This is a genomic window from Planctomyces sp. SH-PL14 (assembly GCF_001610835.1).
In the GTDB taxonomy this organism is placed as follows: Bacteria; Planctomycetota; Planctomycetia; order Planctomycetales; family Planctomycetaceae; genus Planctomyces_A.
Genome location: NZ_CP011270.1, coordinates 4,773,604 through 4,799,352, shown reverse-complemented (window position 1 = coordinate 4,799,352; position 25,749 = coordinate 4,773,604). Strand labels below are relative to the sequence as shown.

The window sequence follows — 25,749 nt, the reverse complement described above, 5'->3', positions numbered from 1 at the left end:
CCAGACGCGCTGGCGACGGATCGAGGAGACGCGACTCGCGTCGGAACGCTGGTGAGCGTCTCGATCCTGTGATTCGTCTGGAAGCGACGTCGAACGGCACGGGACGCGAAAGAGACGATATGGCAGGCCACCCCTCGGCGGCAGAGACGAAGACGCTCGATGAAGTCCGGACCCTTCTCCGCGACGCCGGACTCCGCAGCACCCCCGCCCGGATCGCCGTCTACCGCGAGCTGAAGCAGAGCCGCCGGCCGATGACCCACGCCGAGGTGACCGACAAGCTCGCCGGCTGGGGGTTCGACAAAGCGACCGTGTTCCGCAATCTCTCCGATCTCGTCGAGGCGGAGCTGGTCTCCCGGACCGAGCTTGGCGACCACGTCTGGCGGTTCGAGCTTCGCGATCCCAACCACCCTGGCGGCGAGCAGCATCCGCACTTCGTGTGCGTCGAATGCGGGACGGTGCAGTGCCTGGGAGACATCGACATCCTGGCTGCCTCCAAGAAGCGCTCGAAGTCGATCGGCCGGATCACCGAGATCCTGATCAAGGGGCACTGCACGGAGTGCGACGCCGGCAAGGCGTGAACGCCGCCCGTTGACGTTCCCGTTTCGTGAACAGGTTCGGCTACGCGCTTCTCCCGGGGCGGGCTATTGTCCGTGAGCCGCCCAAACGGTGCCGATCGGCCCGCATGGATGGTCCGGACTCCGCTTCCCTGACGAACGGAGCCCGCTCTCGACGTTGCAGGATGCACGATGTCTCAGGATTCCGCCGCGCCCGACGCCGCCTCTTCCCCTCCCCGGCTTTCGATCTGGAAAGACCGGGCCTTCTGGGGGATGACGGTCACGCAGTTCCTGGGGGCCCTCAACGACAACATCTTCAAGCAGCTCGTTCTGCTTCTGTGCGTCGATCTCGCCCGGCAGGGAAGAACCGACCGGCAGGGGATCGCCACGATCCTCTTCGCCCTTCCCTTCATCCTCGGATCGGGGTTCTCGGGATTCCTCGCCGACAAGTGGAGCAAGCGGAGTATCGTCGTCGGCTGCAAGATCGCCGAAGTCATGATCGCCGCGCTGGGGATGGCCGCCTTCGCCGGGATGGAGCGGATCCCCGACAGCGGAATCTGGCTGCCGATCGCCGTGCTGGCCCTCATGGGGGCGCACAGTACGGTCTTCGGTCCAGCGAAGTTCGGGATTCTTCCCGAGCTGTTTGACGACCGCGACCTGCCGCGGGTCAACGGCGTGATCCTGATGACGACCTTCCTGGCGATCATTCTCGCCCTGCCGCTGGCGGGGTCGCTGAAGATGATGTTCGAAGGGCGGGTCTGGATGGCTTCGACTACCTGCCTCGTCGTCGCTTCGCTGGGGGTGGTGACGTCGCTGATGGTCCGGCGGACGCCGGTGGCTCATCCCGGGCTCCAATTCGAACCGGCGAGCCTGTTCGTCCACCCCACGACCTGGCGGGCGCTGGTTCGTCAGCGGGGACTCCTGGCGGTGGTCATTGTCCTCTCGGTCTTCTGGATGACCGGCGGGATCGTCTATCCGAACGTGACGAACGCCGTCGGCAAGATCCAGATGGGTCTCAACGACGAGCGGACCGGGCTCCTGGCCGCCTGCACGGGGCTGGGGATTCTGGTCGGGTGCGTTCTGGCGGGGTGGCTCTCGCACAGCCGGTTCAATGCGAAGCTCGTTCGAATCGGCGGCTGGGGGATCGTGGTCTCGCTCGCGCTGCTGGCGATTCCCGGGTCGGATGTCCGGCCTGTCGTAGAGGCGGCCGGTGCTGAGCCGGTCCAGCCTCCCGCGGCCGTTGGCGTCGTCCCTCCGGCGGAGCTGGCGGACCCGCCGCTTCCGGTCGTTCACCGGCAGCCGTTCCTGGGGCTGGCCGGGACGGCGATCGCGCTTGTGGCGGTCGGGTTCTTTGCCGGGGTCTTTACGGTTCCGTTGCAGGTGTTCCTGCAGGCGCGGGCTCCGCACGATCAGAAGGGGCGGGTCATTGGCGTGATGAACCTGTGCAACTGGCTCGGGATTGCTTCGGCGGGGTTTCTGTATCAGTTGTTTCAGTGGATCTTTGTTGGCATCTTCCGCGCGCCGCTGAACCTTCTGTATCTGGGTGCGGCGATCGTGATCTTGCCGGTGTTGCTGCTGTACCACCCGCAGGACGAGTCGTTGCAGGAGACGCGGGCGGAAAGCGCTGTGTGAGGCTGCGGGCCACGTCCTTGCCGGCACGACTCCCATAAGCTCAAACCCAACGTGCCCCGGCAGCCTGGGGTCAAGGGGGCCACGCCCCCTTGCCGCCGGAGGCACTTCCATGAGGAACCGTGGTGAGCAACGGACGCCCGCTTTGTGAAGGCAGCGGGTTGGTGAGGGGGGCATCCGGCACGTCGTCCGCGTTTGGACATTCACTCCTTCAGACATCTCTCGACGAGAGGGCCTCCGGCGGGCAAGGGGGCGTTGCCCCCTTGCATCCCCCACCAGGGTGCCCCTGGACCCGGTTCTTATCGGAGCGATCGAACTCACAGGACCGGCGAGAACAACCTCGCAATGTTCTCCAGAAACACCCTCCGCTTGGGATGCCGCAACCGCTCCGGCAAAGTGATCTCGTGACAATGGCCCACATCACGATCGAACTGCCGATTCAGCTCCGCAACCTCCTCCGAGCCATACATCGCCACCCCCATCTCGAAGTTCAACAGCAAACTCCGGGCATCGAAGTTCGGCGACCCCACAAACGACCAGTCGTCATCCACCGTGATCGTCTTGGCGTGCATCATCCCCCGCCGGTACTCGTAGATCCGGCAGCCTGCCTGCAGAAGCGTGTCGTAATACGACCGGCCGGCATAGATCGTCACCAGGCTGGCCGACTTTCCAGGACAGATGATCTGCACATCGACCCCGCGAAGGGCCGCCGCCGAAAGCGCGGTCACAAGGGCAGGCGTCGGCACGAAGTAAGACGTCATCAACCGCAAACGCCGCTGCGCCAGATTGATCGCCGCAAAGAACAGCATGTGAAACGTCGGATCGTCGCTGTCCGGACCGCCGCTCACGACCTGCGCGACCCGGTCCCCCGACGCGTCCGGCTCCGGGAAGTAATCCATCGACGTCAGGTCTTCCTGGGTGGCGTAGTACCAGTCCTCCGCGAAGACCTGCTCCATCTGCAGAACGGCCGGCCCCCGCACTTCGAGATGCGTGTCCCGCCAGCGGCCGAACGACTTGTCCCGCCCCAGGTGCTCATCGCCGATGTTCATCCCCCCCGTCAGCCCGATCCGGCCATCGACGACGACGAGCTTGCGGTGATTGCGGAGATTGAACGACCACCGCTCGAAGAACTTGAGCCCCGGGAGGAACGACGCGACCTGGATCCCGGCGTCGAGCATCGGCTGGAGGTACGTCCTGTTCAGCCGCATCGAGCCGATCTGGTCGTAGAGGAAGCGGATCTTCACCCCCGCCTGGGCCCGCTCGATCAGACGGTCCCGCAGCCTCTGCCCCGTCTCGTCCGGCTGCCAGATGTAGAACTGAATATGAATGCTCTTCTGCGCGGACATGATCGCTTCTTCGATCCGCCGCGTGATGATGTTGGTGTCGTCCAGGATCTCGATGGCATTGCCACGGGTGAGCCCCGGCGACTCGCAGTTCTTCAGCAGGTGAACGATCTGCCGTTCGGGCTCGGAGAACTCCTCCGGGACGGGGATCTCGTACTTCGCGATCCGCGGCCGGTCTTTCGCGAGGCGTTCGCGGACCGCTTTGCGGCGCTGCCGCTTCCGCCGCTCGACGCGGTTGATCCCGAAGAAGAGGTACAGGACCCCGCCGAAGTACGGCAGGAGGACGATCGCCAGGATCCAGGCGACGGTGGAGACGGGGTGTTCCTTCTTGTTCAGAACGACCCACCGCACCAGCACGAGGGTGACAAGATAGCCGACGACGAGGCTGGCGAGTGTGAGCGGACTGGGCATCGGGCGGGTTGTCTCCGCGGGAGGAGGGAGGGCCGGGGGAGGATGCTGATGGGGGGGGACGAATTAGAGCATCCGGGTCGTGCCTGTGTCTGCCGGGAAGGTTCGCTTTCGTGGCGACTGGCTCGAACCGCGTCCTGGCCGGCACAGCGTCCATAGCTCAAGCCCAATGTGCCACGGCAGCCTGGGGTCAAGCGGCCAAAGAAACAACACAGCCTCTCTTGCCGCCGGAGGCGTTTCCATGAGGAACCGTGGTGCACAACGGACGTCCCCTTTGTGGAGTTGCCGTTGAGGACTCACTCACATCACACCGCTGGCTTTGCAATCCCTGCGTGTTGGTGAGGGGGCATACGGCACGTTGTCCGCGCTTGGATACGTGTTCCTTCAGACATCTCTCGACGGTCAGGCCTCCGGCGGGCAAGAGGGCGTTGCCCCCTTGCATCCCCCACCAGGGGCCAGCCCCTGGACCCCGATAGTTGAAAGACGTCCGGTCGGCAGGGACGACCCGTCCACCAACTGTCAGATTCGCGGCACCGCAAGGCACGAGACCTATTGAATTGCCTGAACAGTCCGAGAAGAATGCGGATACCCTCCCTCATTGCTTTGGCCGCCGTCACGCGAGAGACATCGGGCTTTCTGCGGCCGTGATGGGCACTTGTCACCTGAGGAGCATCCCGTGCGATCCGATCTGACTGATATCACGCTCGTCGTGGACCGCAGCGGCTCAATGCAAAGCATCCGGAGCGACGCCGAAGGAGGAGTCAACGCGTTTATCCGCCAGCAGGCCTCCGAGCCGGGGGAGGCCTACGCGACACTGATCCACTTCGACCACGAGTATGAGTTCGTCCACCGCGGCGTCCCCATCCGCGACTGCCCGGAGTACAAGCTCGTCCCGCGCGGTTCGACCGCCCTGCTCGACACGCTGGGGAGGGCCATCACCGAGACCGGCATCCGACTCAATCTGATGACGGAAGCGGAACGGCCGGGACTCGTGATCCTTGTGATCATGACCGACGGCCAGGAGAACGCCAGCCGCGAGTTCACGCGGGAGCGCGTGCGTGAAATGATTGCGCACCAGCAGCAGCACTACCGCTGGCAGTTCACGTTCCTGGGTGCGAACCAGGACGCCTTCGCCGAGGCGGGCCTGCTCGGCGTCGATCCGACGGCCAGCGTGAAGTTCTCGCCGGACAAGGTCGCGGCCTCGCTTAAGGCGACGTCGAACAAGGTCTCGCGGATGCGGCAGCAGGTCCTCGCTCAGGCCCCGCCCGACAACAGCTTCACCGAAGCCGAGCGACAGGCAATGCAGTAACGGAGCGGGCAACAGTCGAGCTGAGCATTGTCGTCGGACGCCGCGGGCGGACGGCGAAATTTGACTGACGGCCGGATAGACTTCCAGGAGCCCTCGGCCCGTCGGGTTTCTGCTCCCGGTCGGAGTCGGCGGCCCCCGAGAGATCCCGATGCCCCACTTCCCGTTGAAGCGAGTTGCCCAGCTCCTGGTCCTGTTGCCGTGCCTGTCGGGGCTGGCGCAGCGGCTGGACGGTCAGGAGGTCGCTCTTCCCAAGGACCTCGTTCTCACGGCCCCCGACATTCCCGAAGAGGTCGGTGGCGAGCTCCGCCGGATCAACGAGACCCTCGCCGGACGGGTCAAGCCGCAGCAGAACGCCGCCATCCTGATCGTGCACCTGCTGGGCGAGTCCGCCTTCGTCCCCGACCTCGCCGACGCGTCGCTCGCGATGCTGGGAATCGAGACGATGTCGACGACCCTTCCCGAGCTCGTGGCGGTCGAGCCCTATGTGGAAGACCAGCGGGACATCGCCCCGGCCGACCGCCGCCGCTCGGCGCTCGAGCTGCAGGACCAGATCTTCGTCGCGTCGGAGCGTCCCTGGAAGAGCGACGAATTTCCCCGAGTCGCCGAGTATCTGAAGGCGAACGACGCGGCCCTGGACCTGCTCGTCGCGGCCTCCCGCCTCCCCGGCTACTACTTTCCGATGCTCTCGGAGGACTCGCCGCAGAAACTGATGTCCGCCTCACTGTCGGTGGAGCGGCGGCTCCCGTTCCTCGTGCGGCTCCTCTGCGCCCGGGCCCTCCTGCGGGCGGCCGCGGGGGACATCCCGGCCGCAACCGGCGACCTCCTGGCGGGACATCGGCTGTCGTACCTGCTGGCGAGCGGATCCCCCTTTGACGTGTCGGTCGCCAAGGCCCTCACGATGGACGCCTTCGCCTGCCGCGCGGCCTCCACGCTGTTGAGCGGCGGGATGCTCTCCCCCGAGCAGGCGGCCGAATACGGCCAGGCCCTCGACGCGATGCCGCGCCTGCCGCACTCCGACGTCGCGGCCGACATCGGCGAGCGGGCGATCCTGCGGCAGGAACTGGAGACCCTCCGTTCGGACGATGTCCAGCTCAAGGAGTTCTTCGAGATCCCCGGCGAAAAGGACCTCAAGCATCTGGAGAAGGCCAACCTGTCGTCCCTCAAGTGGGATGTCGCCCGGAAGCGGGCAGACGAGCTGCAGGACGGCATCGTCAAGGCGCTCCGGATCCGCGATCGCCAGGAGCAGTACGAACTCTTCAAGCAGATGGACGTCAACTACAAGCTCTGGGAGGAGACGCAGGACACTCGCCTCAAGGCGATCGCCGAGACGATCGACAAGGACCTCGACGGGGCAAGCCGCTGGGTCGGCGAGACGATGGCAATGTCGCTCCGTCCCCTCTACTGGCAGCGGCGGGCGACCGACGACCGGGCGGACGCGCGGCGCGATCTCCTGCGGGTCGGCCTGGCCCTGATCGCTTACAGCGGAGACCACAAGGAGTTTCCGGCGACGCTGGGAGCACTCGCTCCCAAGTACCTCAAGGAGATTCCGATCGACGCTCCCGTGGACGGTCCGTTCCAGTACAAGGTCTTCTCGAAGGACCATGTCGTGATCGCCACGCTGGGGACCAACCGCGTGGACGACGCCGGCAAGCCGTACAACGACGACACGATCCTGGAACTGAAGGCGCCCCGCTGAAGCGGCCGTTCCGGCTTCGGATCACCCGTGCGGGTTTTCGTTTCGCATTCTTGAGAAGCCGGTCGTAAACACGGGCAATCGGCCCCTCGCGCGGAGGCTCCGCAGCGGGCGGGCGTGTTTTCGAACTCAGCCGTGAGAGCGTGATGGAGATTGCGACGGCCTACGGGGATCTCCTCGATCAGGAGGTCGAGGTGATCGTCAACGCGTGGAACCGGAACATCTTTCCGTGGTGGCTGCTGCTGCCCCAGGGGGTTTCGGGAGCGATCAAGCGGCGGGGCGGGACCGGGCCGTTCCGAGAGCTAGCCCGGATGCCGATGATCCCGCTCGGCGGCGCCGTCGAGACCGGACCCGGAACGCTCCCCTTCCGGGCGATCATCCATGTCGCCGGGATCAACCTGCTGTGGCAGTCTTCGGAGTGGTCGGTCCGGCAGTCCGTGCGGAATGCCCTGGCGCTTGCTTCGCAGCGGGGCTACCGGTCGGTCGCTTTACCGCTCATCGGTTCGGGCTCCGGCGGCCGACGATCCGAGCGGGTCCGCCAATGGATGGAGGACGAACTGCGGACGATCGACTTCGACGGGCGGGTCCTGATCGTCGAGTACCGCCGGACCTGATGAGGAGGCGGCTTGCCAGCCATGGCAGGGAGGAATGGGGCCACAGATGAACACAGATGCACGCGGATCGGAGAGGCGGCTGGTGAACTCTGTGCCGCTTTCGATACCGCTGCTTTAGAACGGAGACGCTCCGATGCCCGGCGGGACTTCTTCCTGGAGCGGAATCGTCGTTCCGGTCAGGCGGTTGGCGTCCCACGCGCCTGTGACGTCGCCCGCGAACTGGAGTTCGTCGACCGCCAGGCCAGCTGGCGGCGGGGAGTCGTCCTGCGGAGCTTCCAGCCGGGTCGGACCGAGCCGCTGGCCCTGGAGCGGAGTGCCGAAGGCGAGGAGGCTCGCCTGCGGGTCGATCGTGAGGATGCGGCGGAGGTCGCTCCCCGGCTCCGCGGTCGTGGTCTCGAACAGCGCGGCTGCTTCGACGGCGAAGACGCAGTGGTCGGCGTGGACCGCGATCCGGTCGGACGACCGGAACCGCGCCGCTGAGACCAGAGGACAGGCGCCTCGCAGCGTGGACCGGCGGAGATGAATGTCCTGCTGGCGGGAGGTGTCGGCGTCGGGAAACGAAATGAGCTCGCCGCGGCCGGATTTGAGGATCTCATCTGCGGCCACGACCCCGGCGCGAGAGTGCGGCTCGATGCCGCGGACGTCTCCCGCGAAGTGAGTCTTCTTGAGGAGCAGCCGTCCGTTGGCCGCCGCCTCGTCGATGAGGGTCCACCGGATGGCCGCCGGAAGAACCTTCGGCGACGAGGCGTCCGGAACGACGAACCGGCACTGTTCGATCTGGACCCGCTGGGCGTCGAGGGCGAGCAGGACCGGCAAAGGATTCTTCGCTAGGGCGGCCGGTGCGCTGCGGAACTCGATCCCGGCGAGGATCACCTGCTCCGCCGCGATGTGAAGGGGCTCCTGCTCGATCTCGATCACCGGCCGGACACCGGCGGCGGCGAGGATCCGGACCGGACCGATCATCGCCAGGCGTCCCGCTTTCCACGGTCCCGGGTGATCGAGAACGATCTCGCCGTTCTTCAGCGGCGGAAGCGGGCGGAGCCGCGGTGGAGCCGGCGCGGTATCGACGGCGTTCGCAGTGCGAGGGGGAGACGCCGGCGCCGGGAGCCGGTCCGGAGCCGCAAGCGGTCCCGGGACGCTCAGGGGATCCGCGATCCCCCCCGAGCGATGAATCCACGCGAGCGTCCCCGCCAGTCCCAGGACCGCGCAGGCCGCAAGCCCGGCAACTCGGCCCATAGACGAGGCTTCACGACCGCCCCGGATCGTGGGGAGGGCTTCGACCGGGTTCGCCCGTTTCGATGTCGTGCGTGATCGCCTTCCCAGAATGGCCAAGGCCTCCTCCGCGGAGGCGGGCCGGCGCTGCGGGTCGCGCTGGACAAGAGCCTCGATCAGGGAGGCCAGCGTGGCCGAGGTGTCGGGAGCCCAGACCCGGACGTTGGCGATGTCCCGCGCCTGGTGTGCGGCGAGCCGTGAGAGGGGATCGACAGTCGCGTGCGGCGAGCGGCCGGAGAGGAGGTGCCAGAGCAGGACGCCGAGCGAATAGAGATCGCTCTGCGGAGTGCGGCGGCCGCGCGGGCCGATGCTCTCGGGGGGAACGCCGTCGAGGGCTTCGATCGGCCAGACTTCGTGATGCGAGACGACGGGACGGACCGCAGCGACGAACCCGGCGTTCATCAGCTGCAGCCGGCCGCGGCCGCGGGCCACCGGGTCGAGCCAGACGTTCCGGAGGCGAATGTCTCCGTGCACCACGCCCTGCGCGTGCATCTCGGCCAGAACGCGGAGGAGCCGCCGCGCGATCGCCTCGACATCGGCATCCGCCAGGCGGCCGCGACGGACGAGGAGGTCATGGAGTGAGTGCGTCCCTTCACCGTTTCGCGAATCCCCTTCGGCCGCGGAGGCGACGAAGAGCCGGTCGGCGTCACGGCCCCACTGGATCGGGATCGAGAGGTCGGCGGAGCGGCACTCGCGGAGCTGACGGCCGACTTCGTCAAGACGCGAGAGGGCGGCTTCGATGTCGGTCGGGACCGTGATCGTCGAGAGCAGGAGGGGCTGCCCTCCCTGCGGGCCGCGGACGCGGAACATCCGGGGGAGGTCGTCGGAGACGAGTTCGTCGGCGAGGGTGAAGCGGTCGATGCGGAGGCGGTCGCCGGTCCGGTCCTGGAGGTGCCGGGACTGAAACGGGGTCAGGACGTTGCCGCGGACGAGGGCGTCGAGCCAGACGCTGTCGAAGAGCGGAAGGTCGCGGGCCAGCCAGCGGACGTGGCGCTGGCACTGCCGGAGGTCGCGCGGCGAAGCGAGGCCGAGCGTCTCGAGTTGCGCAAGCAGATCCTTTGACGGAGAGTCCACGGAGCGATCGTCGTCCCTGACGGCCACCTGGTCGATTCGGGGTCCAGTCCGCTGTGCCCCTTCGGGCGGAAGTGTCTCACGGCCCTCAAATTAGGACAAGATCAGAGCCGCACGCCCACGAGCTCCCGGGCTACCGCTGGTGGGCGGGAGTCGTAATCGGGTTCGGAACCCTGCGACCGTTCTTCTGATCCGGCTTCGTCTGGTTCTGGAGAGCATCGAGCGTCGTGGCCCCGCCGATCCCCATGCCGCGCGGAATCACTTCGTTCGGCGTCGGGGCCGGGCCGGGGGGAATGACCATCACCGCCACCATCACGCCCGCGGCCGCGACCGTTGCCACCAGCGAAGGAGCCCATCGCTTCCAGGCCGCATCGGGCCGCTTCCGCGGACGCTGCGGCAGCCGCTGGGAAATCGCGGGCCACAGGCTGTCGGCGGTGTCGTACGTCGGTTCCGGGATCGACCGGCCCACCACTTCCAGAGCGGACTTGACCCGGCGGGCCTGCGCCCGGCATTCCGGACAGGCGGCGACGTGCCGGCGAATCGATTCCGCCTCGTCGGGCGGAAGATCATTTCCGACCCACAGGGCGATGTCGTTCTGAATCTGTTCGCAGTTCATGGCAGGCACTTTCGGTCCGGCAGGCCGGTCAAAAGGTCGGAAGGCGGGGTTCCGTTGGGGGAGGGCGGTCATCCTTGAAGCCGGGCAACTTCGCAAGGATCACAAATCAGGGGCAATCAGGGGGTGGTTCGGGGGTGGATCGCACTTCGATCCATATTGTTCGTCAGGAGGAACCGCGTTTCTGGCGTTTCTCCCAGATTTCCGCAAACCGCGTGCGGGCTTCGCCGAGCCGCCAGCGGATCGTCGCCTCGGTCCGCTCCAGGATGGCGGCGATTTCCGACGTCGAAAAGTTCTCGAGGTCGCGGAGGACCAGGACGATCCGGAACTGCTCCGGCAGTTGTTCGATAACGCGCTGCACTTCCTGTTGCAGATCCTGTTCCCCCCGTGGATCGGGGGTCGCCGGATCGGGAGGAGACTCGCGTCCCGACTCGGAAAACAGGAAGCCCCAGATCCGCCGCCGACGGGCGCGGTGGTGGTCCAGGGCCAGATTCACCCCGATCCGGAACAGCCAGGGGCCGAACCGGCGGGAGGGATCGAACTGTTCGAGACGCTCGTAGGCGCGGAGGAATGTCTCCTGGGCGAGGTCTTCGGCCAGGTCGACATCCCGCACGAAGCGCAGCAGGACGCGGATGAGACGCCGTTCGTACAGCCGCACGAGCTGCCCGAACGCCGCCTGACGCCCTTGCCGGGCCTCCTCGACCAGTCGCGCTTCGCTCCCCCCTTGTTCGAGATCGGCTCCGTTGGGGGCATCCACGTCGACAGGTTTCCGCAGGCTGGTCATCGTCGGTTCCTCGGAAGGTCAGCCTACTTACGACGCGGACGCGGAAAGTGCGAACACATTTTGCCAGATTCTGCGGGGGCAAGCGAACGGAATCCGGGGCAGTCGCCCTGGGGCGGCGACATTCCACAAACCGCTCCCACAGATATGGTTACAAAAAGCAGAGCGGTGTCGAAGCGACAGCACGCCCGTTCAGAATCTGTGTTGATCTGTGTTCATCCGTGGCAAAACCGGAATTGGCCACAGATAAACACAGATCAGAGGGCAATCCGTGGGTGGCCCAGTTGGAATGTTGAAACGGCCGCTAACCGCTCCGCGGCAGATCCATGAGCTTTCCGAAGCGGTCGAGGACGCGGAGCTTGAGGGGGGCGAATTCGGCGGAGTCGATCCGGCCGGCGTCGACGAGTTCAAAGGCGGCTTTCCGGGCTTCGACGAGGATCTCCTTGTCCCGGACGAGGTCGGCGACGCGGAGCGGCAGGTCGCCGTGCTGCCGGGTGCCGAGGACGTCCCCGGGACCGCGGAGCTCGAAGTCCGCTTCCGCTATCTTGAAGCCGTCGGAGGTCTGTTCCAGGGCGGACAGGCGGGCGGTCGCCTCGGGCGAGTCCGCCTCGGAGGAGAGGAAGCAGTACCCCTGGTACTTGCCGCGAGCGACGCGGCCCCGCAACTGGTGGAGCTGCGAGAGGCCGAACCGCTCCGCCTGCAGGATCATCATCAGCGTGGCGTTGGGGACGTCGACCCCGACTTCGATGACGGTCGTCGAAACAAGGGCGTCGAGGTCGCCGTGGCGGAAGGCGTCCATCGTCTCCTGCCGGCGGGTGCGGTCCATCCGGCCGTGGACGAGTCCCAGGCGGAGTCCGCGGAGTTCTCCCTCTTGCAGGTCGACGAACGTCTGCTCGGCGCTTCCGTCATCTTCCGGGCCGTCGCCGTTGGGGGTCGCGGCTCGCCCCTCGTCGCCCACCTTGGGACAGACGACGTAGAGTTGCCGCCCCCCTTCGATCTGCTGCCGGATGAAGGTCCAGGCCTTGGTGCGGGCGGCCGGACCGGGGAGGCGGCTCGTCACGACCCGCTGCCGGCCCGGGGGGAGTTCGTTCACGACGGTCAGGTCGAGGTCCCCGAACTGCGTCATGCAGAGGCTGCGGGGGATCGGGGTGGCGGTCATGACGAGGACGTGCGGCGCGAGGTTTTCCGCCTCGTTGCTGAACCGGGAGCGCTGGGCGACCCCGAACTTGTGCTGTTCGTCGATCACCGCCAGCCCGAGGTTGGCGAACTCCACCGCATCCTGAATCACCGCCTGGGTCCCGACGACGATCTGTAGGCGTCCGGAGCGGATTCCTTCCAGAACGTCCCGGCGTTCCGCGGCCCCCAGGCGGCCGGTGAGGACCGCCCGTTCGACGCGGCTCTTGGCGAGGATCCGGTCGAGTGTTTCCCAGTGCTGGGTCGCGAGCAGTTCCGTGGGGGCCATCAGGACGCACTGCCACCCCGCCGCCACGGCCGCGAGCATGGCGTAGAGGGCGATGACGGTCTTCCCGGCCCCGACGTCGGCCTGGACGAGGCGGTGCATGGCCCGGCCGCGGGCGAGGTCTTCGGCGATCTCGCGGATCGCGGTGTCCTGGCCGCCGGTGAAGCGGAACGGGAAGAGGCGGCGGATGCGGGCGTCGATCTTGGCGGTGACGGGAATGACGGGGGACTGCTGGCCGCGGTGCCAGGCGCGGCGGCGGAGGGCGAGGCCGACCTGGAACTCGAACAGGTCGTCGAACAGGACGCGGTGTCGGCCGGCGTCGTACTCCGCGGCGGTCGCCGGGAGGTGCATGGAGCGGACCGCCTGGGCGAGCGGGGGGAGGGAGCGCTCCGACAGAAAGCTTTCGGGGAGGTGTTCCGGGATGGAGGGGGCGAAGGTGTCGACGGCGCCGCGGATGAGGCGGTGCATTTCGTGCATCCGCAGGCCTTCGGTGAGGCCGTAGCGGGGGACGAGGCCGCCGGTGGTGAGGTCGTCGTCCTCGTTGAGAAGTTGGAGGCGGGGGTGGGAGAATTCCCAGCGGGCCTGGTGTTTCTTGGGTTTGCCGGAGAAGAGGAGTTTGGTGGCGCCGCGGAGGCGGGTGAGCATCCAAGGTTGGTTGAACCAGGTGCCGCGGACGTATTCGCCGTTGCAGTCGAGGAGGCAGGCCGTCATGTGTTTGCCGCTCGACGTGTGTTTGGCGTCGAGGTCGACGAGGAGTCCGCGGACGGATTGGACGACTCCTTCGACGAGGTCGCGGGGTTGTCGGACTTCGGTGAGGTCGAGGATGTCTCGGGGGAGGTGCCAGAGGAGGTCCTGGACGGTGCGGATTTCGAGTTTTTCGAGGAGTTGGGCGCGTGCGGGTCCGACACCGGGCAGGAACTGGACGGGTTGGAGGAGGGGGTCGTCGGAGTCGGTGGGTCGGTCGGGCAAGTGGTCTCCGTGAGTGGGACAGCCCTGCATGATGAAGCCCCAGTTCATCGCCGACAATCAAGCGTCATCGATGCCCAAGAACCGGGTCCAGGGGCACCCTGGTGGCGTGCAGGGGCCACCCCCTGCCCGCCGGAGGCCTGGCCGTCGAGAGATGTCTGAAGGAGAGTGTGTCCAACCGCGGACAACGTGCCGGATGCCCCCTCACTAACCCGCGGGGATTGCAGAGCGAGCGGTGTGATGTGAGGGAGTCCTCAACGCTGGTACCACAAAGGTAACATCCGTTGCTTACCACGGTTCCTCACCGGACGGCCTCCGGCGGCAAGGGGGCGTGGCCCCCTTGACCCCTGACTGCCGTGGCACATTGGGTTTGAGCTATGGGAGTCGCGCCGGCAAGCACGACTTGCCGCGACTTTGACGTCCCCAGCTCCCCCCCGATAACCTCTGCCGACCAGTTATGAACGATCGCGGCGGGGGACAGACGATCCGGGCTCTCCCGGATCTGATCGCACGCATCCGTCACTTCGACGAATTCCGCCACGTGCTCGGGGCCCTCCAGCACGGCGAGAGCGGGACCATCGACGGCGCGTGGGGCTCATCGTCCGCGCTGACCTCGGCCACTCTCGCCTCCGAAGTCCCCGGCACACTCGTCGTCGTCCTGCCACGACTCAGCGAAGTCGACGACTTCGCAGCCGACCTCGCCCCCTACCTCCCGGAGCCCCCCCGCGTCTTCCCCGCCTGGGAAACGCTCCCCAAAGAACGCTCGGTCTCCGACCAGGTCTTCGGCGCCCGGCTCCGCGTCCTGCAGGAACTCGAGTCCCCCACGCCGCCCAAGGTTGTGGTCACCTGCTTCCCGGCCCTGATGCAGCCGGTTCCGTCCCGTGAGTCACGGCAGGCGGGCACTCGAACGCTCCAGGTCGGCAAGGATCTGGAGGTGGATGAGTTCCTCCTCTGGCTCGTCCAGCAGGGATTCGAGCGGGTCCCGTCGATTGAAGCTCCCGGCGAATTCGCGGTCCACGGCGGAATCATCGACATCTTCCCGCCCGACGCGACCGATCCGCTGCGGGTCGAACTCTTCGGCGACGAGATCGACTCGATCCGCCGCTTCGACGTCGAGACCCAGCGCAAGGTCGAGGACTTGAAGCAGGTCGCCCTGACGGCGATCGGGCCAAAGTCGGAGGAGACCAAGGGCGAACCGGCCTCGACAAAGAAAGCCCCCAAGGCCCAGGACCCGGCCCCTGTTCCGTCGGCCTACTTCTTCGATTCCCTCCCGAAGGGAAGCTGGCTCGTCCTTTCGGAACTGCAGGACCTCGTCGACGAGGGAAAACACTACCTGGAGCGGCTGGAGAACCCGCAGGGGCTGTTCTCCGTCCAGGCGACGCTGGCCCGGACGACCGAACGGCCGACCGTGACCGTTTCGGCCCTCGCCGGGGACAGCGCCGAGACGACCTGCCACCTCAAGGTGGAGTCGATCGAGCGGTTTACCGGACCGCGGGCCGAGGTCCTCAACGAGCTGGCGACGATCGTCGGTCGGGACGAGACGGTCCTCATCGCCTGTCACAACCAGGGGGAACGGGACCGCCTGGGGGAACTGCTCAAGGAGTCAGTCCCGGAGCTGGCCCCCCGCGTGACGCTTTGCCTGGGGACCGTGACCCGCGGGTTCCGGCTCGTCCGCGACCGGATTCTCGTTCTCAGCGACAACGAGCTGTTCAACCGCGTCGAGGTCCGCCGCACGACCCGGACCCGCAAACGGGCCGAAGGGCGGGCGATCGACAGCTTCCTCGACCTCAAGGTCGGGGACCTGATCGTCCACCTCGCCCACGGGATCGGGCGGTTCCGGGGAATGGAACTGCTTGAGAAGGAAGGAGCCAAGGAGGAGCACCTGTCGCTGGAGTTCCGCGACGGGGTCATGATCTATGTCCCGGTCTCGCTGATCCACCTCGTCCAGAAGTACGTCGGGGCCTCGAAGGGCTCGCCGCCGCTCTCGAAAATCGGCGGGACGGCGTGGGCGGGGAACAAGAGCCGCGTCGCGCAGGCCGTGCAGGACATGGCCTCGGACATGCTCAAGCTCCAGGCCCAGCGGGCCCACAAGCCCGGCTACGCCTGTCCCCCGGACAGCCATCTCCAGCAGGAGTTTGACGCGGCATTTCCTTATGTCCCGACCGACGACCAGGTCCGGGCGATCGACGACAGCAAGATCGACCTGATGCGGGACCGGCCGATGGACCGGCTCATCTGCGGAGACGTCGGATTCGGCAAGACCGAGGTCGCCATGCGGGCGGTCTTCAAGATGGTCGACGCCGGGAAACAGGTGGCGGTCCTCGTCCCCACGACGGTCCTGGCGGAGCAGCACTACCGCTCGTTCTCCGACCGGATGGCGGAGTTCCCGGTTCGGGTCGACGTCCTCTCCCGGTTCCGATCCACCAAGGAGACCAAGGAGCTGCTCCTCAAGATGGAGGAGGGGCAGGTCGACGTCGTGATCGGGACCCACCGGATGGTGCAGAAGGACGTCAAATTCAAGGACCTGGGGCTGCTCGTCATCGACGAAGAGCAGCGGTTCGGTGTCGACGCCAAGGAGATGCTGAAGCGAGTCCGGCTCTCGGTCGACGTCCTGACACTCTCCGCAACGCCCATTCCCCGGACGCTCCACATGTCGCTCCTGGGAATCCGCGACATCTCGAACCTGACGACGCCGCCGCAGGACCGGATGGCGATCGAGACCCGGATCGTGCGGTGGGATGCGGATCTCATCAAGCAGGCGATCGTCCGCGAGATGAACCGCGGCGGACAGGTGTTCTTTGTCCACAACAAGGTGTGGGATATCAAGTTCGTCGCCGAGCGGCTGCAGGCGATCGTCCCGGATGCCCGGATTGCGATCGTCCACGGCCAGATGAACGAAAACGAGCTTGAGCGGAACATGCTCGACTTCGTCCGCCACCGGGCCGACATCCTTCTGGCGACGACGATCATCGAGAGCGGGGTCGACATCCCCAACGCGAACACGATGTTCATCGACCAGGCGGAGAACTACGGCCTGGCCGACCTGCACCAGCTCCGCGGCCGCGTCGGCCGCTACAAGCACCGGGCCTACTGCTACCTGCTGCTCGACGAGAACAAGTCGCTCACCAGCATCGCCGCCCGGCGGCTGAAGGCGATCGAGGAATTCAGCGAGCTGGGGGCGGGGTTCAAGATCTCGATGCGGGATTTGGAGATCCGCGGCGCGGGGAACATCCTCGGGACCGAGCAGAGCGGCCACATCTCGACCGTCGGGTACGAGCTCTACTGCCAGCTCCTCGAAAACGCCGTCCGGTCGCTCAAAGGGATGCCGGCGCGGGAGCATCCCCACGTCGACGTGGAACTCGCGGTCACCGCATTCCTCCCCAACTCCTACGTCCCCGCCGGACGCCCGAAGATCGACCTGTATCGGAAGATTTCCGCCGTTGCGACACTGGAGGAACTGGGCGAACTGGCGAACGAGATGCGGGACCGCTTCGGGCCGATCCCCGCCGAGGCGCAGCAACTTCTGCTGGTCCGCGAGCTCCAGCTCCATGCCTGGCGATGGAGCATCCGCCGGATCTATACCGAGGAAGGGCGGTTCGCCGTCTTCGAGTACAAAGACGACAAAACGATCAAACAGCTACAGAAAAAGCTCGGCTCCGACCTCCGGATCGTGGACGCCCGGAAGGCGTACCTGCTGCTGCCGAAGCGGGATCTGGGGGCGCACGACATCGTCGACCACCTGAAATCCCTGTTGCCGGGCTGAAAGTTCCGGGCGTATAACCTGCCCGGAACTCAAGACTTGAGGAAGGTCCAGAGTTGAGCGTCGAGCGCTGAGCGTTGAAAAGGGCCCCGTCCCTGAACGCTCAATGCTCCACTCTCAACGCTCGACGCCCCTCCCCTCGTGGCATGGATGCTCACGGAAATGAAGCTGTGGCGACTCCTCCTGGCGGTGACGCTGGCCGCGACCGGCTGCAACCGGTCGATCAAGGTCAGCAATCCCGTCGTGGGCCCCGCGCCGCCCCGCGTCCGTGACGCCGAAGCCCTCGCTCAGAAGTCCGAGGCGGAATCCCCGGGCGACAACCAGGCGATCGAGAAGGTCGCCTTCAGCGACGGCCAGCCCGGCAAGGGCAAGAAGCGGGCTCTGACGGCGATCGATCCGGTCGCCCGCGTGAACGGCAAAACGATCTTCGCCGGCGATATCCTCGGCGAGCAGATGATGCAGTTCGAGGCGGCCAAGGGGAAAGCTCCCCCCGAGGAGATCCGCAAAGTCCAGGAAGGGGTCCTCAAGGAAAAGCTCCAGGACTACATCGACCAGCAGCTCATGGTCGACGCCGTCCGGGTCAAGCTCAAGCCGGAACAGCTCGAAGGGATCGACAAGCAGCTCGATGCCGCCTTCGAAGAGAACATGGTTCCGGAGCTGATGAAGTCGACCAAGTCCCAGTCGGTCGCCGAACTCGAACAGCTCCTCCAGAAGTACGGGCTCTCGCTGCCGCAGATGCGGAAGCGCTGGGGCGACCAGCAGATCGCCCTGCAGTGGATCAAGACCAAGGCGGGGAATGACCCCAAGTTCTCCCGCGAGGATCTGATCGCCGCGTACGAGAAGCGGCTCAAGGACTACACCGTCGTCGGGCAGGTCAAGTGGCAGCAGATCCAGGTCAACACCGCCAAGCACGGCGGCGACCGGAATGAGGCCCGCGCGGTCCTGCTCGAGGCGATGAAAGCCCTCGTCGCCGGTGAATCGTTCGACGACGTGGCCCGCAAATACTCCGAGGCCCCGAGCGCCAAGGAAGGCGGTCACTGGGACTGGACCCAGACCGACAGCCTCGCCAGCAAGAACCTGGCGCAGAAGCTGGACACCCTCAAGGTCAACGAAGTCAGCGAGATCATCGAAGACGGCAAGACGCTCCAGATCGTCCGCGTGACGAATCGGCGGGAGCGGCGGATGAAGCCCTTCGAGGAGATCCAGGACGAACTCAAGGCGACCCTCATCGAAGAGGATCGCAAGCGCCGCACCGAAACGGTCATCGACGAGCTGCGGAAGTCGGGCGTCGTCGAGACCATCCTCGACGAAGAGATCACGTCGTAGCGGTTGGGACCAGAGACGAGGGTCCAGGGACTAGGGTCCTGAGATCGTTTGTCTGCTCCCGGCCGTTGGCTCGCGACGTCGGCCCGCTCGCCAGCGTTTCCCTTACGCAAGTCGTTCTCCATTCGCTTGGCTGCCTGCTCCCTAGACCCTCGTCCCCAGTCCCTCAACCCGCCCGGTAATGGCAGCTTCCGCCGGACAAATGCTCGCAAATGCCTGAATTCCTGAAACTTCCGCGAGCCATATTGACCCTCGAAAAAAACTTCCGGTATTCACTCGCTCCGTTCGAGGATCGGGTCATTCCGAAGACAGCCCCCTGACTTTCGATCCCTTCCCCCGAACCCCCTCCGGCCTGCCCCCCAGACCGGAGAACACCTTCGAACGAATGCCCGGCCGGACGGTCCTGCCGGGAGGACTTCGAAGGGACCGTTTCCCGTCACCGTTTCCCCACTCCTGTTTGCTGAACAGAGACTGGGAGCACGGATGGACGGCGACCGGATGAGTCGCCCGCCCGACCCTCGGACGTGCGGCTCGGCTTAACCGGCCGTCGCCCCCCCGGACTCGCGGTCCGTTCACGGCCCTTCCCAGTCCCATTCCGGCCCAGATCCCCCGATCCCCCTCTGGTAAGAACCATGGCGCGACATCGAAAAACTCGGCGTGACACGGGTCACACCTCGTCCAAGGGACCGAATGTGTCCAAGACCCTCACCATGCTCACCTGCGGCGGGCTGGTCGCGACCAGCGCCTGGCTCACGACGCGCCTCAAGGCGCAGGATGACGCCAAGGTCAACCCGTTCGAGCGGTACAACGCCGACTCCCCGACGGGAGCCGGTCCGGCCGCCGGACAGGTGAGCGGCGTGGACGTCAACCGCCGCAAGGTGGAGGACTACATGCGGCAGGCCCGCGTCGCCATGCGGCAGGGGGACACCGCCGAGGCCCTCCGCCTGGCCGAGACCGCCGACAGCCTGGCCCGCCAGTTCAAGGTCCCGTTCCGCCCGAACGAGCAGACCCCGGCCCAGCTCCTCTCGGTCATCGAGGGACCGACCCCCGGCAGCCGCTTCGCCAACCGCGGCGCCGCTCCGGCCGCCGAAGAAGCGGTCGCCTCGCCCGAACAGCTCCTGGCTCAGGACCTCCTGAAGTCCGCCCAGGAGGACATCGCGGCCGGCAACCTGACCGCCGCCCGGACCAAGATCGGCGAAGCCTCCAAGCTCAACGTCTCCTACGCCGAAGGGGACCTCAAGCCGGAGCAGCTCCTCTCGCAGCTCGGCCGGACCCAGAAGGCCAGCCCGGAAGGCCCGTCGGAAAACTTCCGCGTCGTGCCGGCCGGAGCCGAGGAAGTCGCCGAGGCGAAGCCCTTCGCCCGCAAGGCGACCCCCGCGGTCGCCGTGGAAGAAGACGCCAAGGCCAAGGCAGCCCGGCTCCTCGCCGAAGCCCGCCAGTGCCTCAACAAGGGACAGTTCGACGACGCCCGTCAGTTCGCTCAGGAAGCGGAAGCGCTCGGCCTGACGTACGACGTCTTCGAAGACTGCCCGGAAGTCCTCCTCTCCGAAATCCAGCAGCGGTCCGGCAAGGTGGTCTTCACCGCCAAGTCGGAATCCCGTCCGGCCGCCCCGGCGGCGAACGACGAGGCTGACCGTGAGACCGCCCTGCGTCTGATGGCCGAAGCCCGCGCTGCCATGCAGGCCGGCAACTCGGCCCTGGCCCGCGAAAAGGCGGCCCAGGCCCAGAAGCTCGACGCCTCGTTCCGGATCTTCGACGACCGGCCGGACCTCGTCCTGCAGGAAGTCGACGGCCGCGATCGGGCCGTGGCCCAGCAGGCCAAGGCTCAGCGTCCCGCCGCCACCCCCGCGGTCGCTCCCGAGAAGCACCAGGCCCAGACCCTGATCGACGAAGCCCGCGACCTGTTCGCCAAGGGAGACGTCGAAGGGGCCAAGGCCAAGGCCCGCGAAGCGGCCCGCTTCAATGTCGCCTACGACATCTTCGAAGACTCCCCGGAACAGCTCCTCGCCGACGCGGAGCGGATGGAACGGGCCGTCGCCCGCCGCAACGCCCCGCTGCAGGCCCCGGCCGTCGCCGAGCCCGCGCAGGAAATCGAAACGATGCCGGCCATGCAGGTCGCCGGCCGGCAGGCTCCGGCGGTCAAGACGCTCGCGACTTCCGGAATGAACGCCGAGGAACTCTGGCGCCAGGGTCTCGACTGCCTCCGCTCGGGCGACCGCACCGGAGCCTACGAGTCCTTCCTGGCCTGCTATGAGTCGGGCGAGCAGATCCCGCTCCAGCGCCGCCAGCAGCTCCAGGACAAGCTCCGCGAGCTCGCTCCCCGCAAGAACAGCGGCATCCGGACCGTCAGCAACGAGCAGGCGGCCAGCGACCAGGGGGACACCCTCCCGGCCCTCGCCCCGAGCCACATCGACTCGGCGGCCAACACCGAGTCCGCCAAGCTCGAGCGGCTCCGGACCGAGACCCTCAACGCCATCCACCGCGCCTCGCGGATGCAGGACAAGCAGCCGGAACAGGCCCAGCAGCTCCTGGCCCAGACGCTGGCCGCGATCGAGAACTCCGGAATCGACCCCAAGGAAACCGAACGGCTCGCCGCCGCGGTCCGGGCCGAGAAGGACTCGATCGACGCGTACCTGCACCAGCACGCTCCGATCATCGCCCTCGAGCGGCGGAACGCCGAGACTCGCAACGTCGTCCAGCGTCAGATCGACGCCCGCGTCCGGGTCGAGCAGGAGGTCGCGGCCCTCGTCGACCAGTTCAACGACCTGATGGACCAGAAGCGGTTCGCCGAGGCCCACACGGTCGCCAAGAAGGCGAAGGAACTCGACGGCGACAACCCGGCCGTCGTGAACATGGAACTCAAGAGCATGTTCGCTCTGCGGGTTCACAGCATCGAGCAGCTCAAGTCCGACAAGGAAAAGAGCTTCTACGACCAGCTGTGGTCTGTTGAGACGGCCGCCGTCAACCCGGTGACCGACGACGCCCATCCTCTCGCCTTCGGCAAGGACTGGGACACGCTCAAGGCCCGCCGGAAGCCGGGATCGACCCAGGCCAAGGAACGGACCGAGCAGGAGCAGCGGGTCTACGGGTGCCTGACGAGCCCGGTCTCGCTGCACTTCGACAACGAGCCGCTCGAAAAGATCATGCGGCACATCGCCGACACGCAGTCGATCAACGTCGTGGTCGACTCCGTCGGTCTGGCGGAAGAGCAGGTCACCGGAAGCACGCCGATCAGCATCAACGTTGACGGCGTCCAGCTCCGCAGTGCCCTCAACCTGATCCTCGGACAGCTCAACCTCGACTACATGATCGAGGACGAAGTGCTGAAGATCACGAGCCGCAGCAAGCAGCAGGGCGGGATGAACGTCCAGGTCTACCAGGTGGCGGACCTCGTCGTGCCGCTCAACCTGCGGTCTCCCTCGGTCGAGATGCAGAACGCCAAGGGAATCAACAGCCTGGCCAACAGCGGCCTGCCGCAGATCCCGGCCCAGATCGACGGCGACCTGACCCTCACCGGTCAGCCGACCTCGCCGATCGACCAGGTCATGACCGACCGGCAGCGTCAGTACCAGTTCGAAGCCCTGACGGGCCTGATCACCAGCACCGTCGCTCCCGACAGCTGGGCGGAATTCAACGGACAGGGCTCGGTCCAGCAGCATGAAAGCACGCTGAGCCTCGTCATCCGTCAGACGCAGCGGGTCCACCAGGAAATCGCGGACCTGCTCGAACAGCTCCGCCGACTCCAGGACCTGCAGGTCACGATCGAAGTCCGGTACATCACGGTCAGCGACAACTTCTTCGAGCAGATCGGGGTCGACTTCGACTTCAACCTGCAGGACACGGTCGGCGGACCGGGGGTCGACAACACCTTCACGCCGCTCGCTCCGTTCGGATTCGTCGACCCGGTCAACGGCTCGACCGGCGGTGCCGGAACGGCGACGGCCGGTACGACGGGCGGCGGAACAACGGGTACGGCCGGTACGGCCGGGACCGCTGGTGCCGGCGGCGGGGGAACGGCTCCGTTCGCTCCTGGCCCGCGGATCAACCTCGTCGGCCGCGACAGCTGGCCGAGCCGGACGGTGGTCGGCCTGAGTGCTCCGAATACCTTCAGCGGTGACCTCGACCTCCCCTTCCGCAACGGATCGTTCGGCTTCTCCCAGCCGACCTTCGGTACGCCGGACCTCAACGCCGGTCTCTCCTTCGGTCTGGCGATCCTGAGCGACCTGGAAGCGTTCCTGTTCGTGCGGGCCGTCCAGGGTGACAGCCGGTCGAACATCATGTTCGCCCCCAAGGTGACGCTGTTCAACGGGATGTTCGGTAACGTGACCAGCGGTACGCGGCGGCCCTTCGTCGTGTCGCTGATCCCGGTCGCCAGTGCCTTCAGCATCGGCTTCCAGCCGATCATCCAGACGATTCAGGAAGGTTCCTCGCTGACGGTGCGGGCGGTCATCTCCGCCGACCGCCGGTATGTGCGGCTCGCCGTGCTCCCGACCTTCCAGAACATCACCGCGGTCTTCACCTTCAGCTTCATCGGCGGCTCGTCGGCCAACCTCGGTGGTAACACCGGGGGCGGCGGACTCGGCGGTGGCCTGGGCGGTGGTGGAACGGGCGGCACGGGTGGGACGGGCGGTACCGGTGGTACGGCCGGAACGACCGGGACCCAGGGATCGACGAACGTCGCGGTCACCGTCCAGCAGCCTGTCGTCGACGTCGTCACGGTCGATACCGTGGTGAGCGTGCCGGACGGCGGAACGGTCCTCCTCGGTGGTGTGAAGCAGATCCGCGAACAGCGGAACATGGCCGGTGTCCCGATCCTCAACAAGATCCCCTACATCAGCCGCCTCTTCCGCAACACCGGCGTCGGCCGCGAAACCTCCAGCCTGATGATGATGGTCACCCCGCGAATCATCATCCAGGAGGAAGAAGAAGAACTCCTCGGCATCCCGAACTGATCGTTCGGATCACCGAGTGAAGAACCTGGACCGCCCGGCAGTTCCGACTGCCGGGCGGTTTTTCGTTTGCCTGGAGGAGAGGAGTTAAACACCAAGGCACGAAGGAGGCACCAAGAGCACCAAGGGTTTTAAGGCCTTGTCCGGGCGGGCGTCGGAAGTCCCTGGTGTCCTTCGCGGCTCCGTTGGATCTGAGGTGGGGCGAGGAATCGGGAAAGCTGGTCTTGTCCCATTTCAGAACAACGGTTTAGAACCCAGAACAAGATGGATTCGTCCCGGCCCTGGACCCAGGTCCCCAGGCCCCACGGCCCGCGACGACATGGATGTCAGTCATGAGTCACTCCCCCCTCCCTTCGTCCCCCGCGCTCCGCATTGCCGATGACGGCCATCTGCCCGTCACTCACGGCCGCATCATGGATTTTGCCGCCGACCCGATCGCCGGGATGCGGCGGATGTGGGCTTGGCACGGGGAAGTCTCCGCCCTGCAGGAAGCGACGCAGCGGATCTACTTCGTCTTCGGCCCCGAATACACGCGGCAGGTCCTGAGCGACTCGCAACGGTTCCATTCGAGCTTCTTCGCCATCCGCGGTCCCCGGAAGTCGGCCCAGCGCCGCGTCACGAGCGGCCTCCTGACGATGAACGGCGACCAGCACAAGGAGCAGCGGCGCTTCGTGATGGGCCCGTTCCAGAAGCGGGCCATCGCCGCCTACCACGACCACGTCGCCGGGCACTCGCAGGACCTCGTCCGCTCCTGGCAACCGGGAACGACGCGGGACGTCGCGGCCGACATGACCCACTACATGCTGCGGCTCACCAGCAGCATCCTGTTCGGACTCGACCAGCCGGAGCTGGCCTACAACATCGGCGAGCTGACCGAGAAGTGGGTCGCCCTTAATCACCGGATCGGCCCCGCCGCCCTGACCTCCGACCCCGGCCTTGTCGCCGAGTACGACCTGCTCCTGCAGTCGGCCGAAGACCTCGAGAAGGCGGTCCTGGAGATGATCCGCCTCCGCCGCGGGGGACATCTCGGCCATGACGTCCTCTCGCTCCTGATTCGCGCCCACGACGAGATGGGGAACGTCAGCGACGACCAGCTCATCGGTCACATTGTCCTGCTGTTCGGCGCCGCGCACCTGACATCAGCCCACACCCTGACCTGGACGCTGTTTCTTCTGGCCCAGCACCCGGAGATCATGCGGCAGCTCAATGACGAACTGCAGTCGTCGCTCGTCGGGTCGTCACCGACGCACGAGCAGGTCGACGCGCTGCCGGTCCTCGACCGTGTCATGAAGGAGAGCATGCGGGTTCTCCCCGCCTCGGCGTACTCGCAGCGGATCGCCGCCGAGCCGGTCCAGCTCGGCCCGTTCGAGGTCTCGCCGACCTCCGTGATCGTCTTCAGCCAGTTCATTACGCACCACATGCCGGAGCTGTTTCCGCAGCCCGAGAAGTTCCTGCCGGAGCGGTGGGAAACGATCTCGCCGTCGCCGTACGCGTACCTGCCGTTCGGCGCGGGTCCGCGGATGTGCATCGGGGCGGCGCTGGGGATGATGCAGCTGAAAATCAGCCTCCCGACCTTCCTCAAGACACGGAAGGTGACGGTCGTTCCGGGTTCGGAGATCAACGGCCGGGTGATTTCGACGATGCTTTTCCCGACCGATCCGGTTCCGATGCTGATCGAAGAGAACGATGGCCGGTTCGAGGCGTCGCACGTGACGGGGAACATTCACTCGCTGGTGGATCTCCCGGCGGTCGCCCCGCAGATTCTCCGCCGCGCCGCGTAAGACCTGGTCCGCCGTACTCCGCCCCGCTCTGTCGATGCGGTTCTCATCGCTTGTATCTGTGTGTATCTGTGTTCATCCGTGGCTAAAAAATGAATTGAGCCACGGATGAACACAGATGCACACAGATAGGAGAGAAGGCGGCACCGTCCTCGGTCCTCGCTCTCTGGACGGGCTGTCGATGTGTCGTCGTTGACGACGTCTCTGCGAACTCGCTCTCGCAAACC

The 25,749-nt window shown here is 66.3% G+C and carries 14 protein-coding genes; 9 read left to right on the top strand and 5 right to left on the bottom strand.

Translation table 11 applies throughout. The features are described from left to right. Window positions 1-119: 119 nt before the first annotated feature. Both VT03_RS18345 and VT03_RS18340 read left to right on the top strand, forming a co-directional pair. A complete protein-coding gene (locus VT03_RS18345) occupies window positions 120-578 on the top strand; it encodes a Fur family transcriptional regulator (RefSeq protein ID WP_075094324.1) in 459 nt (152 codons plus the stop codon). 168 nt (window positions 579-746) lie between these two features. After that, the gene (locus tag VT03_RS18340; protein ID WP_075094323.1) at window positions 747-2,186 is read left to right on the top strand and encodes an MFS transporter; all 1,440 of its coding nucleotides are present in this window, start codon (window positions 747-749) and stop codon (window positions 2,184-2,186) included. Between the two features lie 314 nt (window positions 2,187-2,500). Here VT03_RS18340 and cls read toward each other — a convergent pair whose 3' ends face one another. Then, a complete protein-coding gene (gene cls / locus VT03_RS18335; RefSeq protein ID WP_075094322.1) occupies window positions 2,501-3,937 on the bottom strand; it encodes a cardiolipin synthase in 1,437 nt (478 codons plus the stop codon). A gap of 673 nt (window positions 3,938-4,610) precedes the next feature. Here cls and VT03_RS18330 point away from each other — a divergent pair. The 3 genes from VT03_RS18330 (at window position 4,611) to VT03_RS18320 (ending at window position 7,550) form a co-directional block, all read left to right on the top strand. Continuing rightward, entirely contained in the window at window positions 4,611-5,243 is a 633-nt protein-coding gene (locus VT03_RS18330) for a vWA domain-containing protein (protein ID WP_156514593.1), read from the top strand. A gap of 148 nt (window positions 5,244-5,391) precedes the next feature. Continuing rightward, on the top strand, window positions 5,392-6,939 hold the full coding sequence (locus VT03_RS18325) for a hypothetical protein (RefSeq protein WP_075094320.1): 1,548 nt from the start codon (window positions 5,392-5,394) through the stop codon (window positions 6,937-6,939). Window positions 6,940-7,082: 143 nt separating this feature from the next. Next, window positions 7,083-7,550 (top strand): macro domain-containing protein, encoded by a 468-nt coding sequence (locus VT03_RS18320; protein ID WP_075094319.1) that lies wholly within the window; start codon window positions 7,083-7,085, stop codon window positions 7,548-7,550. A 114-nt stretch (window positions 7,551-7,664) separates the two neighbouring features. Here the strand turns inward: VT03_RS18320 and VT03_RS18315 are convergent, their stop codons facing one another. The 4 genes from VT03_RS18315 to recG all read right to left on the bottom strand — a co-directional run bounded on the left by VT03_RS18315 (window position 7,665) and on the right by recG (window position 13,715). Beyond that, complete coding sequence (locus VT03_RS18315) at window positions 7,665-9,896, bottom strand: serine/threonine protein kinase (RefSeq protein ID WP_156514592.1); 2,232 nt, start codon at window positions 9,894-9,896, stop codon at window positions 7,665-7,667. A 130-nt stretch (window positions 9,897-10,026) separates the two neighbouring features. Then, a complete protein-coding gene (locus VT03_RS18310; protein ID WP_075094317.1) occupies window positions 10,027-10,509 on the bottom strand; it encodes an anti-sigma factor family protein in 483 nt (160 codons plus the stop codon). A gap of 163 nt (window positions 10,510-10,672) precedes the next feature. After that, window positions 10,673-11,290 carry an RNA polymerase sigma factor gene (locus tag VT03_RS18305; protein WP_075094316.1) on the bottom strand — a complete coding sequence of 206 codons (618 nt, stop codon included), beginning with the start codon at window positions 11,288-11,290 and terminating at the stop codon, window positions 10,673-10,675. A 301-nt stretch (window positions 11,291-11,591) separates the two neighbouring features. After that, on the bottom strand, window positions 11,592-13,715 hold the full coding sequence (gene recG, locus VT03_RS18300) for an ATP-dependent DNA helicase RecG (protein WP_231870470.1): 2,124 nt from the start codon (window positions 13,713-13,715) through the stop codon (window positions 11,592-11,594). Between the two features lie 454 nt (window positions 13,716-14,169). Here recG and mfd point away from each other — a divergent pair, with 454 nt between their 5' ends. The 4 genes from mfd to VT03_RS18280 all read left to right on the top strand — a co-directional run bounded on the left by mfd (window position 14,170) and on the right by VT03_RS18280 (window position 25,525). Then, window positions 14,170-17,475, top strand: coding sequence for a transcription-repair coupling factor (gene mfd, locus VT03_RS18295; protein ID WP_075094315.1), 3,306 nt, complete (start codon window positions 14,170-14,172; stop codon window positions 17,473-17,475). A gap of 159 nt (window positions 17,476-17,634) precedes the next feature. Further along, window positions 17,635-18,798 (top strand): peptidylprolyl isomerase, encoded by a 1,164-nt coding sequence (locus VT03_RS18290; RefSeq protein ID WP_075094314.1) that lies wholly within the window; start codon window positions 17,635-17,637, stop codon window positions 18,796-18,798. A gap of 689 nt (window positions 18,799-19,487) precedes the next feature. Beyond that, window positions 19,488-23,747 carry a hypothetical protein gene (locus tag VT03_RS18285; RefSeq protein WP_156514591.1) on the top strand — a complete coding sequence of 1,420 codons (4,260 nt, stop codon included), beginning with the start codon at window positions 19,488-19,490 and terminating at the stop codon, window positions 23,745-23,747. A 329-nt stretch (window positions 23,748-24,076) separates the two neighbouring features. After that, window positions 24,077-25,525 carry a cytochrome P450 gene (locus tag VT03_RS18280; RefSeq protein ID WP_075094312.1) on the top strand — a complete coding sequence of 483 codons (1,449 nt, stop codon included), beginning with the start codon at window positions 24,077-24,079 and terminating at the stop codon, window positions 25,523-25,525. The last annotated feature ends 224 nt before the right edge of the window (window positions 25,526-25,749 follow it).